This window comes from Flavobacterium enshiense, from assembly GCF_040750275.1.
GTDB lineage: Bacteria > Bacteroidota > Bacteroidia > Flavobacteriales > Flavobacteriaceae > Flavobacterium > Flavobacterium enshiense_B.
In genome coordinates this window covers 13,136-31,788 of sequence record NZ_JBDOCV010000002.1, presented here as the reverse complement: position 1 = coordinate 31,788, position 18,653 = coordinate 13,136, and the positions used below count along the sequence as shown (strand labels likewise).

The following is an 18,653-nucleotide window of genomic DNA, read 5'->3' as shown; positions in this document are numbered from 1 at the left end:
TCTTTTATAAGATTTTACATCAAAAGTAGTTTATAAATAAATTCATTCCCTGTTTTCAAATAAAAAAAATAATTTTATCTTCGTTTACCAGACTTTATAAGCCAAAATGAACAACTTACTCGACACTCCTATAGAATACCTCAAAGGCGTTGGCCCTCAACGCGGGGATTTGTTGCGTAAGGAATTGAACATTCACCGCTATGGCGATTTAATCAACTTATATCCAAACCGTTATATTGACCGAACCCGTTATTATAAAATCAACGAATTGCAGAACAGTAATTCCGAGGTTCAGATAGTTGGCAAAATCATCAATATCAAAACCGTCGAACAGAAAAAAGGAAAGCGCTTGGTTGCTACTTTTGTTGACGATACCGGCCAGATGGAACTCGTTTGGTTTCAAGGCCATAAATGGATTCGGGAAAGTTTAAAAATCAATGTTGTCTATGTGATTTTCGGAAAAACCACTTCGTTCAACGGCGTTTTCAACATGGCACATCCGGAAATGGAACTGTTGGAAGAACACAAAGCCAGCCTACGAAGCGCCATGCAACCGGTATATCCGAGTACTGAAAAATTAGCGAACAAAGGGATTTCCAACAAAGTCATCAATAAAATGATGCAACAGCTTTTTATTGAAACCCAATCATTATTTACGGAAACACTTCCAGCTTATTTAGTAGAAGAAATAAAACTGATTCCGAAGAATGCGGCGCTTTTCAATATTCATTTTCCTAAAAACCAGGAACTTTTGGCTAAGGCACAATTTCGATTGAAATTTGAAGAATTGTTTTTTATCCAATTGCAGCTTATCACTAAAAACCTCATCCGAAAACATAAAATAAAAGGGCATCCGTTTGATAAAGTCGGGGATTATTTTACCACGTTTTACAACAATCATTTGCCGTTTGACCTAACCAATGCGCAGAAAAAAGTATTGAAAGAAATCCGAAACGATTTAGGAAGCAACGCACAAATGAACCGCCTTTTGCAAGGTGATGTTGGCTCCGGGAAAACCATCGTAGGATTAATGAGTATGCTTTTGGCTTTGGATAACGGTTTTCAGGCTTGTCTAATGGCACCGACGGAAATTCTTGCCACACAACATTTCAACGGAATTACGGAATTAGCCGAAGGTTTAAACCTCAACATAAAACTCCTTACCGGTTCGACTAAAACGGCCGATCGAAAGATTATTCACGAAGAACTCGAAAACGGTAGTTTGCACATCATAATAGGAACGCATGCTTTGCTGGAAGACAAGGTACAATTCAAAAATTTAGGCTTGGCCATTATTGACGAGCAACATCGTTTTGGCGTAGAACAACGCAGTAAATTGTGGAAGAAAAACGAAGTTCCGCCGCATGTTTTGGTTATGACTGCTACGCCAATTCCTAGAACCTTAGCCATGAGTTTGTATGGCGATTTAGACATTTCTGTGATTGATGAATTGCCGCCGGGACGAAAACCGATTCAAACCGTACATCGTTATGATAACAACCGTTTGAAAGTGTGGAAATTTATTCGCGATGAAATTGAAAAAGGCAGACAGATTTATATCGTTTATCCGTTGATTCAGGAATCTGAAAAAATGGATTATAAAGATTTGATGGATGGTTATCATGGCATTACGCGTGATTTTCCGTTGCCCAAATATTCTGTTTCCATCGTTCACGGGCAAATGAAACCTGCGGAAAAAGATGCGGAAATGAAACGCTTTGCCGAAGGAAAAACCAATATCATGGTGGCCACAACCGTTATTGAAGTGGGTGTAAATGTTCCAAACGCAAGTGTGATGATCATTGAAAGCGCAGAGCGTTTTGGTTTATCGCAATTGCATCAGTTGCGAGGGCGCGTTGGTCGTGGTGCCGAACAGAGTTATTGTATTCTAATGACCGGGCACAAACTCAGCAATGATACCAAAACCCGTTTGGAAACCATGTGTGCTACCAATGACGGTTTCGAAATTGCCGAAGTCGATTTAAAATTACGCGGCCCCGGTGATATTATGGGAACCCAACAAAGCGGTGTTTTAAATTTACAGATTGCCGATTTGGTGAAAGACCGTGAGATATTGCAATTTGCCCGACATCATGCCATTAAGCTTTTAAAAGACGATGCTCCCATGGAAAAGCCGGAACATGCAACTTTAAGAAGGGTTTTTATTGAGCTTGGGAAAAAACAGAATATCTGGAATTATATCAGTTAGCAAAATAGTATTTTAACAGTGTAAAAAAACTAAAACTTTTAAACTGACAACTTAATAACTTAGCAACTCTAAAAAATGGTACAATACAACCCAAAAGACTGGATTACTTTCATTTTTCGTTTTCATAAAGCGGATACGTTCCGACAGTTAATGCCAATTATGTTTTTCATTGCATTATATTCTGGTGCGGTTGGTTACGCCGAAGTGGAGATTCTGGATCTTCCCGAAGATAGCTATGTGAGAAACCTTGGTACCATGCACGGCATGTTGGGTTTCGTAATTTCCCTTTTGTTGGTTTTCCGTACGAATACTGCTTATGATCGTTGGTGGGAAGGCCGCAAAATGTGGGGAAGTCTGGTTAACAATAGTCGAAACTTTGCTTTGAAATTGTCGGCAATTTTGAAAGACGAACATGACAAGGCTTATTTTAAAAAAACAATTCCCAGTTATGCTTCCATCTTAAACAAACACTTAAAAAATGAGGAAACCGGACTTATGCTTTTTGAAGGTTTGGATTTGAAAATCGATCACGAAAAACACCGTCCGAACCAAGTGGCAAAAATGATGTTTGAAAAAATCAACGATCTATATGTTTCAGGAAAAATAACGGGTGATCAGTTGATCATTTTAAACTCTGAAATTCAATCTTTTACTGATATTTGTGGTGCTTGTGAGCGAATTAAAAACACACCTATTCCTTATTCTTACAGCGCTTTCCTTAAAAAATTCATTTTCTTTTATGTGATGACTTTGCCTTTTGGTTATGCTTTTTCTCTAGGATATTATGTGGTTCCGGTTGTGGTTTTCATCTTTTATGTATTAGCGAGTTTGGAGTTAATCGCGGAAGAAATCGAAGATCCGTTCGGCAATGATGAAAATGACTTACCAACGAAAAAAATAGCCGAAAACATTAAACGTCATGTAGAGGAAATTTTGTGATTTTCCTGAAAAATTCAGGTGAGCGAAAAGTATTTTAAGTATATTTATTTATCTGAAAATAAATGAACTGCTTATTTCTTATGCCCTGATGAATCAAAACAGAACTTTACTCAATGCTCCGGTTTTAACCCATGAAAAATCGCTAAAGACATTAGTGGAAAACCGCACGGTTTATTCGCTCAATAATTGCGAACTGAATCTGTTTGAAACCTATAAAGAATCACAACTGGTTCCTTTAAAGTTTAACGATTTGGTGGTTACGAGCATGCTTCGCGGCAAAAAAGTAATGCATCTTTTCGATGATCCGGAATTTGAGTACCTGCCTGGTGAAACGGTAATTATTCCGTCTAACGTGGAAATGAAAATTGACTTTCCAGAAGCTTCAAAACACAATCCTACACAATGTTTGGCATTGGCTATAGATCATTTTAAAATTAATGAGACTTTACAGTTTTTAAATGAACGCTATCCGAAAGAAGGGCAAAACAATTTCTGGAAGCTAGATCATGAGAACTATTTCTTCTATAACAATATCGAATTGGCCTCAACCATCAACAAACTGATTAAAGAATGCATGAGCAGTTCGATTACCAAAGATGCCTTAGCAGATTTGACGCTTCAGGAGTTATTGGTACGCATCATTCAAACGCAATCCGCAAAAGCTGTCGATACGAAACAACTGACCGATAAAAACAATCCGATGGTTCCGGTTTTGGAATACATCCGGGCGAACATCCGCGAAAACATCAACTTGAAAGATCTCAGCAATAAAGCTTGTATGAGTCCGACTTCGTTTTACCGCTATTTCAAAAGGGAACTTGGCATGAGTCCGATAGAATTTATTCTGAACGAAAAAATAAAACAAGCCAAACAACTACTGAAAGACCCAAACATTCAGATTAACGAAGTAAGCTATGCTTCCGGATTTGAAGATTCGAACTATTTTATTCGAATCTTTAAAAAATACGAAGGCGTTACCCCGAAGCAATATCAGCTGATGAACCTTGTTAATTAATACGAATTGTATCGAACCGATTCAAGATTCTTCAACTCCTCTTCTGTGAATAATCGATAGCGAATGACAAACGTTTTGCCGTAAGGCGCTTCCAGAGAAAATCCGCCAACTCCAAAACCGTCAATGATGTCGAGGGTAAAGTGAGCGTGTTTCCAATATTCGAATAAATCTTTATCAAGCCAGAAATCAACACCTTCCACCTGACCGATACAAACGTCTGCAGTTCTTAAAAAAATAGCACCTTTTTCCAGACATTGCGGCTGCGTTCCCTCGCAACATCCTCCCGCCTGATAAAACAATAATTCTCCAAATTTATCTTTCAGCAAAATCACCATTTCCTTGGCGCTATCTGTAATTTCAATTCTTTTAAGCATAATTTGACACATTAATTAGTAAAAAAAGTGCTCCCGAAAGAGCACTTCAACAAACAACCAAAAACTTCAACTGTTAAAAAAAGCCTAGTTTATTTTTATTGTACGAAATCAGCATGTTTTTTGTCTGACGGTAATGATCCAACATTTGTTTGTGGTTTTCACGACCAATTCCCGACTGTTTATATCCACCAAACGGCGCACCCGCAGGATACGCGTGATATTGATTCACCCAAACACGACCTGCCTGAATCGCTCTTGGAACCAAGTATAGTTCGTGTGCATCTCTGGTCCAGACTCCAGCTCCCAAACCGTAGATGGAATCGTTTGCAATTTCAATGGCTTCTTCTGTGGTTTTGAATGTGGTTACAGCCAAAACCGGTCCGAAAATTTCTTCCTGAAAAATGCGCATTTTATTGTGTCCTTTGAAAATGGTAGGCTGAATGTAATAGCCTTCGTCTAAATCATTACCAAAAGTATTTACATCACCACCTAACAACAATTCCGCACCTTCTTCTTTTCCTAAATTGATGTATGTCATGATTTTATCTTTCTGAATTTTAGAAGCTTGTGCGCCCATCATCACATTCGGATCTAACGGATTTCCGGTTTGCACACTTTTCACTCGTGCAATTAATCGTTCCATAAACCTATCGTAAATGGATTCATGGATCAGTAATCGTGAGGGACAAGTACAAATTTCACCTTGGTTCAAACAATATAAAGCGGCACCTTCTAAGGCTTTGTCCAAAAACTCATCGTCGTGATCCATTACAGACGGAAAGAAAATATTCGGGGATTTCCCTCCTAATTCCAAAGTCACTGGAACGATATTTTCAGTAGCGTATTGCATTACCATTCTTCCAGTTGCCGTAGAACCTGTAAATGCGGCTTTAGAAACTTTTGGATTGGTCACTAGATGTCTTCCCAATTCTGCACCAAAACCATTTACAATATTCACAACGCCTGCGGGTAGTAAATCGCCAATGATTTCCATTAAAACCATTATGGATACCGGTGTATTTTCCGCAGGTTTTAAAACAACGCAATTTCCTGCAGCTAATGCCGGAGCTAACTTCCAAACAGCCATCAAAATCGGGAAATTCCACGGAATGATTTGTGCTACTACACCAATCGGCTCGTGAACGATTAACGAAACTGTGTGCTCGTCCAGTTCGTTTACGGAACCTTCTTCAGCACGGATTACACTGGCGAAATAACGAAAATGATCAATCGCTAAAGGAATATCGGCTGCCATGGTTTCGCGAATGGCTTTTCCGTTGTCAACCGTTTCAGCAGCGGCAATCAATTCTAAATTATCTTCTATTACTTGTGCTATTTTAAACAATAAATTACTTCTGTCTGTTGGAGATACTTTACTCCAGGCAGTAAAAGCTTCGGCAGCTTTATCTACTGCTAAATCAATATCTTCTTTGGTAGATCGGGCGGCTTTCGTATAAACTTTCCCATCAATTGGGGAAACAACATCAAAATACTGACTATGCACTGGAGCTGTAAATTTCCCCCCAATATAATTGTCGTACTTTGATTTAAATTCTGGTCTTTGAATTAAATTACTCATAATTTCAATTTGTTATTTGTTTGTCTAATTTCAAATTTAGACCCTAAGCCCTGCTAAAAATAGCACGATCCCGTCAATTGATAGCACATTTTTTGCAATCTGAAATACTTAAAACTTACGTTTCAAATACAGCATATAAAAGAAATTCTTACCTTTAAAAGAAAAATCATGATTCGTAAATTTTCAATCTTCACTTTTGTTTTACTGATTTCCATACTCTTCATCAATTGCACTGAAAACAAAACAAGCGAAACAACAGCGGTTAACGACTATTTCAAACAGCAAGCTGATTCCGTTCAAACCGGTGGCATAAAAATCATTGCGATTGAAACACCAAAAGGAAAATTCAACGTTTGGACCAAAAGAATAGGAAATAATCCCAAAATAAAACTTTTATTACTGAATGGTGGCCCCGGAGCTACGCACGAATATTTTGAATGTTTCGAAAGTTTCCTACCAGCTGAAGGCATAGAATTTATTTATTACGACCAATTGGGTTGTGGCAATTCCGAAAACCCAAACGATGTGGCTATGTGGGATTTACCCCGTTATGTTGAAGAAGTCGAGCAAGTTCGCAAAGCATTAAATCTTAACAAAGACAATTTCTATTTGTTAGGTCATTCCTGGGGTGGCATTCTGGCAATGGAATATGCACTGAAATACCAAAACAATATGAAAGGCCTGATAATCTCCAACATGATGGCAGATGCTCCCGCCTATGGAAAATATGCCGATGAAGTATTGGCCAAACAAATGAACCCAGAGGTTTTGAAGCAAATTCGTGATATTGAAGCTAAAAAAGACTTCTCCAATCCGAAGTACATGGAATTACTTATGCCCCATTTTTACAACAAACACATTTGCAGAATCCCTCTAAAAAACTGGCCGGAACCTATGAACCGTTCTTTTGCAAAAATGAATCAATCTTTATATGTTACTATGCAAGGGCCTAGCGAATTTGGCATTTCAGGAAAACTTGAACAATGGACTTGTTTTGATAAACTAAAAACGATTTCCATCCCAACATTGGTAATTGGTGCTAAATACGACACTATGGATCCGAAACATATGGAAGAAATGTCAAAACGATTACCAAAAGGAGACTATCTGTTCTGCCCTAACGGAAGTCATATGGCATTTTATGACGATCAGAAAACCTATTTTAAAGGGTTAATTTCTTTTCTTAAGAAGTAAAAATCGTAGACAAAATACAAGAACAGTCCGCTTTAAAACGGGCTGTTTTTTTATTCAAATTAACGTATAAAACAGAGAAAATCTAACAAAGAATCCATCACAATTATTATCTTTGCAGACTTATAAAAAGATATTGAAATGCGCATATCCTACAATTGGTTAAAACAATTCATCAAATTAGATTGGAACTCCGAAGACACCTCGGCTTTACTGACAGATTTAGGTCTTGAAGTGGAAGGTGTTGATAAATATGAAAGTTTAAAAGGCGGACTTGAAGGTGTGGTAGTTGGTCACGTACTGACTTGCGTACAACATTCCAACGCTGATAAATTAAGAGTAACCACAGTTGATATCGGTGCGGAAGCTCCGGTTCAGATTGTTTGTGGTGCGCCGAACGTAGCCGTAGGTCAAAAAGTACCGGTTGCTACAATCGGAACCAAATTGTATGACAAGGAAGGAAATGCTTTCGAAATCAAAAAAGGAAAGATCCGCGGTGAAGAAAGTCACGGAATGATTTGTGCTGAAGACGAATTAGGCTTGGGCGAAGGGCATGACGGAATCATGGTTTTGGATGAAAAACTTGTTCCGGGAACACCTGCTTCAAAAGTATTCAATATTGAAACGGATGAGGTTTTTGAAATCGGATTAACGCCAAACCGTGCGGATGCTATGAGTCATTGGGGTGTTGCCAGAGATTTACGTGCAGGATTAATTCAGAAAGGGATTAACCATTCGGAATTGATGACACCATCAGTAAGTAAATTCAAAGTTGAAAAACGTACGCTAAAAATCGATGTAAAAGTTGAAGATTCGAAATTAGCACCAAGATATTGTGGCGTAACCATTTCTGGAATTACGGTAAAACCATCACCAAATTGGTTACAAAATCGTCTGAAAGCCATCGGATTAACTCCAAAAAACAACATCGTAGACGTTACCAATTACGTTTTACATGAATTAGGACAACCACTACATGCTTTTGATGCAGCGAAAATCAAAGGAAATAAAGTAATTGTTAAAACAGTACCAGCCGGAACAAAATTCTTTACGCTTGACGAAGTGGAAAGAACGTTACATGAAGAAGATTTAATGATTTGTGACGAAAACGGCCCGATGTGTATTGCCGGTGTTTTTGGAGGTAAAAATTCTGGAGTTACAGAAAATACTACTGCGATTTTCTTGGAAAGTGCTTATTTCAACCCGGTTTCTATTCGAAAAACGGCTAAACGCCATACGTTGAGCACCGATGCATCTTTCCGTTTTGAGAGAGGAATTGATCCGACAATAACAGAATATGCTTTAAAGCGTGCAGCGTTATTGATTCAGGAAGTAGCTGGTGGTGAAATTACTTCTGATCCTGTTGATCTGTACCCTAAAAAAATTGAGGATTTCTCAGTACTGTTGAATTTCAACAACGTAAATAAAATCATAGGACAGGAAATTCCAAAAGAAACAATTAAGAAAATTTTGGTTTCTTTAGATATAAAAGTAAACAGTGTTTCGGATGCCGGTTTAGGATTAACGATTCCTGCTTACCGAGTTGATGTACAGAGAGAAATTGATGTAATCGAAGAAATTTTACGTATCTACGGTTACAACAACATCAATTTCACTACGAAACTAAATGCATCGATTTCAAATTCCTCAAGAACCGAAGATTATAAAATTCAGAATATCATTGCCAATCAATTAGTTTCTCAAGGATTCAATGAAATGATGGCCAATTCTTTAACTTCACCGGAATATGTAAAATTATCCGACAAGTTAAAAGAAGAATTCAATGTATTGATGCTAAATCCTTTGAGCAGTGATTTATCAGCTATGCGTCAATCCTTATTATTTAGTGGATTAGAAGCTGTTTCCTATAATGTTAACAGAAAGAATTCCGATTTAAAATTGTTCGAGTTCGGAAAAAGTTATCATAAAATGCCATCAGGCTGTGATGAAATCAAGCATTTGACCTTATTTGTAACCGGAAACCGTTTGATGGAAAGCTGGACTACTGCAGAAAAACCATCGGATTTCTTCTTATTCAAAGGATATATTAATGCTATTCTTTCAAGATTAGGATTGGAAAAAACTGTTTCTCAGCCGTTGGAAAATGATGTTTTTGCTGAAGGCATCGGATATTCCATCGGAAAAGAAACCATTGTGGAATTCGGTACGGTTAAAAAATCAATCCTGAAGCATTTTGATATCAAACAGGAAGTTTTATTTGCCGATTTCAATTGGGGAGAAATTTTAAAATTACTTTCTACCAAAATCAAATTCACTGATATTCCTAAATATCCGGAAGTTCGTCGTGATTTGGCTTTATTGGTGGATGCTACAGTTCAGTTTGAACAAATCTATACAATCGCCAAACAATCAGAGAAATCGTTATTGAAAAACGTAAATCTGTTCGACGTGTATGAGGGCAACAATTTACCAGAAGGTAAAAAATCCTATGCTGTGAGTTTTACGCTTCAGGACAACTCCAAAACGTTAACAGATGCTCAAATTGATAAAATCATGAGTAAACTGCAGCAGAATTTCGAAAAAGAAATCGGGGCAACTTTACGATAATCTATAGTAACAACTATTTATAAATCCTGTAAAACGATTGTTTTACAGGATTTTTTATTACCAAATTTAATCATAACTTTTTGATTTTCAGAACATAAATAACTAACTTAGAGTCTGTTATTAAATCTTCGTGTAATGTTAGTCAAAGCAACCAATATTCATGAAAAACTGGTTTTAAAAAGAAAACAATCAGGTGCTATTTCGGAGCAATTAGCTGCTGTAAAGAATCTTTTGGCAAATAACGAACTGCAACGCCAAACTATTCACAAGAACTTAAAATCTAAGCTACCCACTTCTGAAAATCGTTTTACTTTTGACCTACTTGAAACAGCAAACATTTTTCACATTAGTCAGATAAAAGACATTTGCATCAATTATCGCTTGAGATTTTTAGACAGCCACTTATATAAAATTCCATTCCCGGAAGAAGTGATAACCAAAATAACCCATCTTGAAAAATTACACAATACCCAATTAAGCGGCTTCAAACTTATGGCTCCATCAAAGGTTTTCATGCTTAAAAAGTATAACGATCCGATTTTATTTGCACCTATTGGCAATGATTATTACTATTTGATCCACAAGTGGGGCAATGACTTAGAGCCTTTACGCAAATGGTTAGTATTACCTTTTAAAACACTTTCACACCTGCTGTTGTTTTTCGTTATGATAAGTTTGCTGATTAGTTTTATGTTGCCATCAAAATTTTATGGTATCGAAATGAACGATACTATGAAATTAGTTTCATTCCTTTTCCTATTCAAATATTGTTGCGCCATAGGTATTTACTATGGGGTTGCGAAAGGAAAAAACTTCAATGCAAACATTTGGAACAGTAATTTCGGTGGATAAAAAAATCCCAACCGTTTCCGATTGGGATTTTATAATCATTTGGAATCCTATTTTGACTCGGCTTATTATCTCTTAATAAACTTCGTATTTGAAGCGCCTTTATCCGAATTAATTTTGATAAAGTAATTACCTGAAGACAAGTTCGAAACATCCACTTTTGAAATTTGCTCCGCATTTGGAACCACCATCACCAATTGTCCCAAGGTATTGTAAATATTTATAGAACTTACCTGAATTGTTTGCTTGGTTTCGATATTCAGCACATTACTTACCGGATTCGGATACAGACTGAAATACTGCCCAAATTCGAAATCCTGAGTACTTAAAGCCGCAATGGTAGTTGTAGCCGTGTTAGTAACAATCGGAAAATTATAATCGAAATAAATGCTCGCTGAATTGCTGAACGTATCACCATTTACCAATGTTGGCTTAGTTTTGATTTTGAACGCTACATAACCATCGTTGTTGGCATCATCGAAAGGAAGATTGATGTTTTCGAAGATGAATTCTACTTTGTTATCATTGATTCTAGTGGTAAACTCATGACTACCATCAATCGGAACTAAAGAGCTAATATCGAATTTGTTCGTATCAATGATATCTTTCACCACGATGTTTTCGGCTGGATATGTTCCTGTGTTTTCAAAACGGATTAGATAATGCACGTACTTCCCTACTTCGCTTGGGGCGATGGTTGTACCCTCTAAACAGGTTTTGTCGTTGGGATCAAAAGAGTTTACTACGGTTTGGCTTAAAGTAAAGGTGTTATCCGCTGGAGTTTCATCGGTGGCTGCTGAAATTATTGAAGTACTATAGCCTAGAACATCTCCAGCATTAACTGCTGGAGTTTGCATTGGAGAATTCACATGTAGTACTAAGAAAATTTCTCTTGTTTCTAACGGCTGTAAATTCGAAAAATCCCAAGACAGATTGTTTAAGGTTTGACTGGTAATGGCTGCATTAGCATAAACAAAATCCAAGACAGAATCATCGAATGAAAAATTAACCGTTCCTGATTGAGTTACATTGCCCTTATTTTTATATATAATTCTAAAAGATGTGGTAAAACCAGGTCTAGGTGGCACTATAGGCAAAATGTTAATCTCTAAGTCTGGAGTTAAAATCGGAACCATACAAAAATTTTGAGTTAAAGGACTCGATTGCCCGGGAAATGTAACATTAATTGATGATGGTGAAATAGTGAAATAGGTTGGGTTTTCAAGTATTGGTGTTACAGTATAAGTCCCTGCCGGAACCGAAATGGAGTAATTTCCTAAAGAATTGGAAATCATTGTTCCATTTGTTGTTCCGTTTGTAATATTAAATTTCAAATTTGGATAATTTACATCCGCAACATCACAACCGTTGTTATCAAAATCTAACTTAGTATTCCCGTTAATTGTATAAAATTCACCACCTGGTGTAAAAGAACAATACGAATTTACATGACAATTCGTGTAACTATATTCTGTTATTTTTTGTTGTACAAAATCTATATTTAAATCATCAACACATATATACCTAAGGTTAGGATTGTTTACAAATTCCATTAAAAATATAGGCTGATCGCAACCCGCTTTTAAAAAAACTGAAGTTAGATTATTATTATTATTTGCTTTAAAATAATTAAAATATGGAGCATTATTAACTTCAATCGTTTCTATCAGGTTATTATCAATAACCAAATCCATTAATCCCCTTAAAAAAGAAACATCCAGATTGGTTAATAGATTATTCGAGCAATTAATACTTGCCAAAGACGTTCCATGAAAATCTAAATTAGTTAGTTGATTATTACTACAGTCCAAAATACCTAACCCTACTCCAGAAAAAGTCAAGCTTGTTAACTGATTATTATTGCAATACAACTCGCTTATATTAGGCAAATTTGTTAATGTCAAGCTTGTTAATTGATTATTATTTGTACTGCTTATCATGCCGCGTACTTGGACACCAGATATTTGCAAATTACTTAATACCGAACTATTCGAACAATCAATTGAAACATAATCACTCAATGTTCCAAGACTCTGACCAACGATACTCAAACTAGTTGATTGATGATTCAACAAACCAATGCCATTAATTTTATCTAAGTTTGAGAGTTCAATATTACTAACTTGTGTATTATTACAGGTCAATATTTCCAAATTAGCAAATGAATTTATACCTACTAAACTTGTAATATTTACACCGGAAATATGTAATATCTCAACATTAGCTGCCTCTGAAACTTCAATCTCACCGTTATTGTTTGTGTCAATTCTAATATTAATATATTCACCTGGTTGACTCCGATTAAAGATTTGAGCAATATCATTAGTCGTATCAGATTGCAGTAATAAAGCTTTAAAATTTGCATCCGGAAAATTAATAACCTGCGCCTTAACCGCAGTAATAGAAAGTAAAACAATTAATAGAAAGTAATATTTTTTCATTTGGATAATTTAAAGCCGCAAAGATATTTAAATAAACCCAAAAAATATTTTCCTACAATAAAAAACAGTTGAAAATAAAAAATCCCAACCGTTTCCGGTTGGGATTTTAAAATATTCAGGTTAAAAAAGATTACTCTCCTTTATCCATTCTAGCTTTTAATTCAGCTAATGCATCGATATCACCTAAAGTTGATTTCTCAGCATTGTTAGAAGATGAAGCAACATTGTTAGACTCAGCAGCTTTCACGTTTTTCTCTTCTTCTTCACGGAAGATAGCAGTGTGAGAAGCAACTACTCTTTTGAATTCTTTGTTGAACTCAATTACTTTGAAGTCTGCAGTATCACCTTTTTTCAATTTCTTACCGTCTTCTTTTTCTAAGTGACGTGTAGGAATGAAAGCAACAATATCATCACCAAACTCAACAGTAGCACCTTTGTCTACGATTTCAGCGATAGTTCCGTTGTGAACAGTTCCAACAGCGAAAGCATCTTCGTATTTATCCCAAGGATTAGCAGTAGTTTGTTTGTGACCTAAAGATAATTTACGTCCATCAACATCTAATTCTAATACAACAACATCTAATTTGTCACCAACGTTAACGAATTCAGATGGGTGTTTGATTTTCTTAGTCCAAGAAAGATCAGAGATGTATACTAAACCGTCGATTCCTTCTTCTAATTCTACGAAAATACCGAAGTTAGTGAAGTTTCTAACGATACCTGTATGTTTAGAACCTACTGGGTATTTAGAAGTGATGTCAGTCCAAGGATCTTGAGATAATTGTTTGATACCTAAAGACATTTTTCTTTCGTCTCTGTCTAAAGTTAAGATAACTGCCTCAACAACATCTCCAACTTTTACGAAATCCTGAGCCGAACGCAAGTGCGTAGACCAAGACATTTCAGAAACGTGGATTAAACCTTCAACACCTTCAGCTACTTCAATGAAAGCACCGTAGTCAGCAAGAACTACAACTTTACCTTTCACTTTATCACCAACTGCTAAGTTAGCATCTAAAGCATCCCATGGGTGAGCGTTTAATTGTTTTAAACCTAATTGGATTCTTGTTTTCTCATCATCGAAATCAAGGATTACCACGTTAAGTTTCTGGTCTAATTCAAGAACTTCAGATGGGTGGTTGATTCTTGACCAAGATAAGTCAGTGATGTGGATTAATCCGTCTACACCTCCTAAGTCAATGAACACACCGTAAGAAGTAATGTTTTTAACAACACCTTCTAATACTTGTCCTTTTTCTAATTGACCGATGATTTCTTTTTTCTGTACCTCAATATCCGCTTCGATAAGCGCTTTGTGAGAAACAACTACGTTTTTGAACTCATGGTTGATTTTCACAACTTTGAACTCCATAGTTTTGTTTACATATTGATCGTAATCACGGATAGGTTTCACGTCGATTTGAGAACCTGGCAAGAAAGCCTCGATTCCGAATACGTCAACGATCATACCACCTTTAGTTCTGCATTTTACGAAACCGTTAACGATTTCTCCAGTTTCGTTAGCAGCGATAACTCTATCCCAAGCTTTGATTGTACGTGCTTTTCTGTGTGATAATACTAACTGACCTGATTTGTCCTCACGAACGTCGATTAATACTTCAACTTTGTCACCAACTTTTAAGTTCGGGTTGTAACGGAACTCATTTAAAGAGATAACACCTTCAGATTTAGCGTTGATATCAACGATAGCATCTCTTTCAGTGATTCTAACTACAACTCCTTCAACTACTTCTTCAGCATCTGTAGAGATGAACGTTTTAGCTACTAATTCTTCAAATTCCAATAGGTTTTTTTGATCTACTGCGTCAATACCTTCTTCGAAGTTGTGCCAGTTAAAATTCGCTAAAAACTCTTCTTGTGTTTTATTAATTTCAGACATGTCTGATAAAAAATTTGTATTCTGTTTCTCTCGTGTTTCGTAATGCGTTAGAAAAAACAGAAGCGTTTTACATATAAATTGTTGATACCTAAAGGAAACACTTCCCGCCAAAAGGTGCGCAAAAGTACAAATAAATCTTTAATTACCAAAGTTTTCAGCAATAAGCTTTTAGCAATCAGCGGTTAGCCATTTTTGGAAGCGAAAGGTTTAGGTATTTTTGGAAACCATATTCCCGCTGTCCGCGCTACACGGTAGCTTGCTCCCATCGGGGCTAGAGAAGAATTGTACTGAATATCAGCCAACAAAAAACCCGATGAAATTCACCGGGCTTTGTATTTTAATGTGCTATATTCTCCACATCTTTTGGATTGTGCTTATGCTTAAACAGCACCGCAAATGCGATTGCAATAATTAAAGCATAAGCTGAAAACGCCAACCAGATGTTATGCCAGTCTCTTTGTCCGTTAACCGTGAAATACGTATCAATCACATAACCGCTAATCAATCCGCCGAAGAAGGCCCCAAAACCATTGGACATCATCATAAATAATCCTTGCGCCGAAGAACGGATTTTGGAGTCTGTAGTAGTTTCCACAAAAAGCGAACCCGAGATATTGAAGAAATCAAACGCCATTCCGTAAACGATACATGATACGATAATCATCCACAAACCGCCGGCCGGATCCCCGTAAGCAAATAAGCCGAAACGAAGCACCCAAGCCAACATTGAAATCAACATTACCTGCTTAATTCCAAAACGCTTCAAAAAGAACGGAATTGCCAAAATAAACAACGTCTCAGAAATTTGAGAAATCGACATAATTATCGTTGAGTAACGTACTACGAAAGAATCCGCGTATTCTGGAATTTTTTCAAATTCAGACAAATAGGTGTCACCATACATATTGGTCAATTGTAAAGCACCTCCCAAGAACATAGAGAAAATGAAAAACAATGCCATTTTATAATCCGCAAAAAGTTTAAATGCATTTAACCCTAACGATTGCGCTAAAGAAGCATCTTTAGACGTTTTATTTTGTGGTTCACAGGCTGGCAATGTAAAGGAATACAATCCCAATAAAACGGCAGCAATAGCTGAAATATAAAACATATTTGCAGAAGCTTTATTTCCGGTAAGATTCGTAATCCACATCGCCACAATAAAACCTACGGTTCCCCATACGCGAATGGGTGGAAAAACCTTTACAACATCAAAATTATTATTCTTTAAAATGGTATATCCGATCGAATTAGAAAGAGAAATTGTTGGCATGTAACACAGCATCGAAGCGAAAATAACCCAGAAAAAAGTTGTCGGATTATCAACCTGCGGAATATAAGCCAATGCCACACCTCCTAAAATATGTAATACGCCATATAAACGTTCCGCATTCACCCAACGGTCTGCAATAATTCCGGTAAGAGCTGGCATAATAATGGATGAAATTCCCAAAGTGGAAAAAATAGCACCAAACTCCGCACCACTCCACTGTTTGGTTCCAAACCAATAGTTTCCAACCGTTATCAGCCACGCTCCCCAAACAAAGAATTGCAGGAAGCTCATTAAAGTCAATCTAAATTTAATACTCATAGTTTTTGGTAAATAAAAAGCCGGTAAATCTAACACTAAAAACAAAAAAACCAAAATAAATTCCGGTTTTGTGACCGAACTTACCTTGGTTTTAAGATTTTAACTAAATATTTTAATTTTTAAAGAAAATTTGATTTTAAAAGCCTTTTTCCACGTCGCTTTTTTATCATATTTTCAGTTGTATTAGCTGAGTTTATGGTGTGCAAGACTAAGTACCACTTCAAACTGTTCTTCCCTACTCATCGCGGAATTATCTACAACTACAGCATCCTCTGCCTGAACTAATGGGGAATCTTCTCTGTTGGTATCGATAAAATCACGTTCTTTAACATTCTGAAGTACATCCGCAAAAGAAACAGATTGTCCGTTTTCCAGCAGTTCATCGTAACGGCGCTGCGCCCTTGTTTCCGGACTTGCGGTCATAAATATTTTTAATTCGGCATCCGGAAAAACTACAGTTCCAATATCACGGCCATCCATTACAATCGCTTTATTTTTACCCATCTGTTGCTGTTGCTCCACCAATTTTGATCTGACTTCGGATATTTCAGCTATTTTACTTACCAGACGGGAAACATTTAGCGTTCTGATTTCGGTTTCCACATTTGTACCGTTAAGAAACATTTCCGCAAAACCTAACACAGCATTAAATTGAAATTTCAACTGTACATCCGGTAGTTTTTTTACCAATGCTTCTTTATCCAAATAATTTTCCGATACAAAATTATGTTGCATCGCGTACAAGGTTACAGCACGGTACATAGCGCCTGTATCCACATAAACATAACCCAAAGCCTTAGCTAATTGTTTTGCTAATGTACTTTTTCCGGTTGACGAAAAACCGTCTATGGCGATGGTAATTTTTTTCAAAACTGCTATTGTAAATTAATGGTTAATCCAAAAAGACTCATATTCGCGGCAATCGTGTATCGTGAATACGAGTAGTCGAATTTTATTTTATTGAAACGCAATCCGAAACCGGCTGAAATTCCTGAAAAATTTCGTTGTTCCACAATTCTTAATTCTTCCCCTCTTCTGAAATTATAGCTCAAACGGATATTAAAACTTTTCTTAGGAAACAATTCAGCCCCTAAGATTACATGCCGCAAAGCATTATTAAAAAAAGTAACTTTTTCTTCTTTCCCGGGTCCATCAATTGTAGCTTCGGTTCGGTTTGGATTACTAAAAGCAATATTCCATTGCTGAAGGTTTTCCAAGGTTAAATGCCAACGCAATGGTACATTTTCCAGTTCCTGTGAAATCCCGGCCATTACTTCCATAGGCAGTTTTTCACGTTCTCCGGCATAAGTTGTAATTTGTGTACCAACATTTCTTACTGCCACAGCGATATTGATATCATTTTTTTCATCTACATACAACGCGCCAATATCTGCCGCTGCTCCAAAAGAATTATACGATTCCAATGTTGATGAAATTAGCTTTACATTGGCTCCCACATAAACCGGAGTCCAAGGAATATTATACGCATATCCGAAAGAAAGGGCAATTTCGCTTCCTGAAAAGTCTGACGCTTGTTGGCCGTTTTCATCGTATCCTTCAAAACTTCCATAATTCACATAATTTACACCTACATGAAGTGTTTGTACATGACGGTCCCATGTATAGGCATAAGCACCTGTGCCATAGGAAACTTCTCCGAAATAACTTCCGTAATTCAAGGAAAGATGGTTGTCCATTTCGGGATTAATGGTTGCCGGGTTATAGATTCCCTGATTCACATCCTGATCGTAAATAGTCAGTGTTTTTCCTCCTAAAGCAGCTTGTCTTGGAGATGTAACTAAATTCAGAAACTGATAGGTATACTTTCCTCCTATTTGGCTATAGCCGAGTACACAAACAAGCAAAAAAAAAGGAATCAGTAGTTGTTTCGACATTTGATGTTTTGGTTTCTGAATATATAACGCACTTGCGAAGATAAAATTATAAATGGTATTTCACAAAAAAAGAGATTCCAACTTATTGCTAAATTGGAATCT

General features: G+C 36.7%; 13 protein-coding genes. 6 read left to right on the top strand and 7 right to left on the bottom strand.

Translation table 11 applies throughout. The features are described 5' to 3' along the window. Positions 1–106 precede the first annotated feature (106 nt). From recG to ABGT15_RS02835, 3 genes are all read left to right on the top strand, one after another. Positions 107–2,209 carry an ATP-dependent DNA helicase RecG gene (gene recG, locus ABGT15_RS02845; protein WP_367229906.1) on the top strand — a complete coding sequence of 701 codons (2,103 nt, stop codon included), beginning with the start codon at positions 107–109 and terminating at the stop codon, positions 2,207–2,209. Between the two features lie 75 nt (positions 2,210–2,284). Then, positions 2,285–3,148 carry a bestrophin family protein gene (locus ABGT15_RS02840; protein ID WP_367229905.1) on the top strand — a complete coding sequence of 288 codons (864 nt, stop codon included), beginning with the start codon at positions 2,285–2,287 and terminating at the stop codon, positions 3,146–3,148. An 88-nt stretch (positions 3,149–3,236) separates the two neighbouring features. Then, positions 3,237–4,163 (top strand): AraC family transcriptional regulator, encoded by a 927-nt coding sequence (locus ABGT15_RS02835; RefSeq protein WP_367229904.1) that lies wholly within the window; start codon positions 3,237–3,239, stop codon positions 4,161–4,163. Here ABGT15_RS02835 and ABGT15_RS02830 read toward each other — a convergent pair. Both ABGT15_RS02830 and ABGT15_RS02825 read right to left on the bottom strand, forming a co-directional pair. Further along, complete coding sequence (locus ABGT15_RS02830; protein WP_367229903.1) at positions 4,160–4,537, bottom strand: DUF779 domain-containing protein; 378 nt, start codon at positions 4,535–4,537, stop codon at positions 4,160–4,162. The genes ABGT15_RS02835 and ABGT15_RS02830 overlap by 4 nt on opposite strands. Positions 4,538–4,610: 73 nt before the next feature. Next, positions 4,611–6,116 carry an aldehyde dehydrogenase family protein gene (locus ABGT15_RS02825; protein WP_367229902.1) on the bottom strand — a complete coding sequence of 502 codons (1,506 nt, stop codon included), beginning with the start codon at positions 6,114–6,116 and terminating at the stop codon, positions 4,611–4,613. A 168-nt stretch (positions 6,117–6,284) separates the two neighbouring features. Between ABGT15_RS02825 and ABGT15_RS02820 the strand changes: the two genes are divergently transcribed. From ABGT15_RS02820 to ABGT15_RS02810, 3 genes are all read left to right on the top strand, one after another. Next, positions 6,285–7,310: a proline iminopeptidase-family hydrolase gene (locus tag ABGT15_RS02820; protein ID WP_367229901.1), complete on the top strand. Its 1,026-nt coding sequence runs from the start codon at positions 6,285–6,287 to the stop codon at positions 7,308–7,310. A 138-nt stretch (positions 7,311–7,448) separates the two neighbouring features. After that, positions 7,449–9,875 (top strand): phenylalanine--tRNA ligase subunit beta, encoded by a 2,427-nt coding sequence (gene pheT, locus ABGT15_RS02815; RefSeq protein WP_367229900.1) that lies wholly within the window; start codon positions 7,449–7,451, stop codon positions 9,873–9,875. 135 nt (positions 9,876–10,010) lie between these two features. Beyond that, a complete protein-coding gene (locus ABGT15_RS02810; RefSeq protein WP_367229899.1) occupies positions 10,011–10,727 on the top strand; it encodes a hypothetical protein in 717 nt (238 codons plus the stop codon). Between the two features lie 65 nt (positions 10,728–10,792). On the opposite strand, the gene ABGT15_RS02805 is transcribed toward ABGT15_RS02810, so the two are convergent. The 5 genes from ABGT15_RS02805 to porQ all read right to left on the bottom strand — a co-directional run bounded on the left by ABGT15_RS02805 (position 10,793) and on the right by porQ (position 18,551). After that, positions 10,793–13,165 (bottom strand): DUF7619 domain-containing protein, encoded by a 2,373-nt coding sequence (locus tag ABGT15_RS02805; RefSeq protein ID WP_367229898.1) that lies wholly within the window; start codon positions 13,163–13,165, stop codon positions 10,793–10,795. Between the two features lie 130 nt (positions 13,166–13,295). Further along, entirely contained in the window at positions 13,296–15,065 is a 1,770-nt protein-coding gene (rpsA, locus tag ABGT15_RS02800) for a 30S ribosomal protein S1 (RefSeq protein WP_367229897.1), read from the bottom strand. 337 nt (positions 15,066–15,402) lie between these two features. Further along, positions 15,403–16,656 (bottom strand): nucleoside permease, encoded by a 1,254-nt coding sequence (locus ABGT15_RS02795; protein ID WP_367229896.1) that lies wholly within the window; start codon positions 16,654–16,656, stop codon positions 15,403–15,405. 183 nt (positions 16,657–16,839) lie between these two features. Beyond that, positions 16,840–17,526, bottom strand: coding sequence for a (d)CMP kinase (gene cmk / locus ABGT15_RS02790; protein ID WP_367229895.1), 687 nt, complete (start codon positions 17,524–17,526; stop codon positions 16,840–16,842). A gap of 5 nt (positions 17,527–17,531) precedes the next feature. Then, entirely contained in the window at positions 17,532–18,551 is a 1,020-nt protein-coding gene (gene porQ / locus ABGT15_RS02785) for a type IX secretion system protein PorQ (protein WP_367229894.1), read from the bottom strand. Between the last annotated feature and the right edge of the window lie 102 nt (positions 18,552–18,653).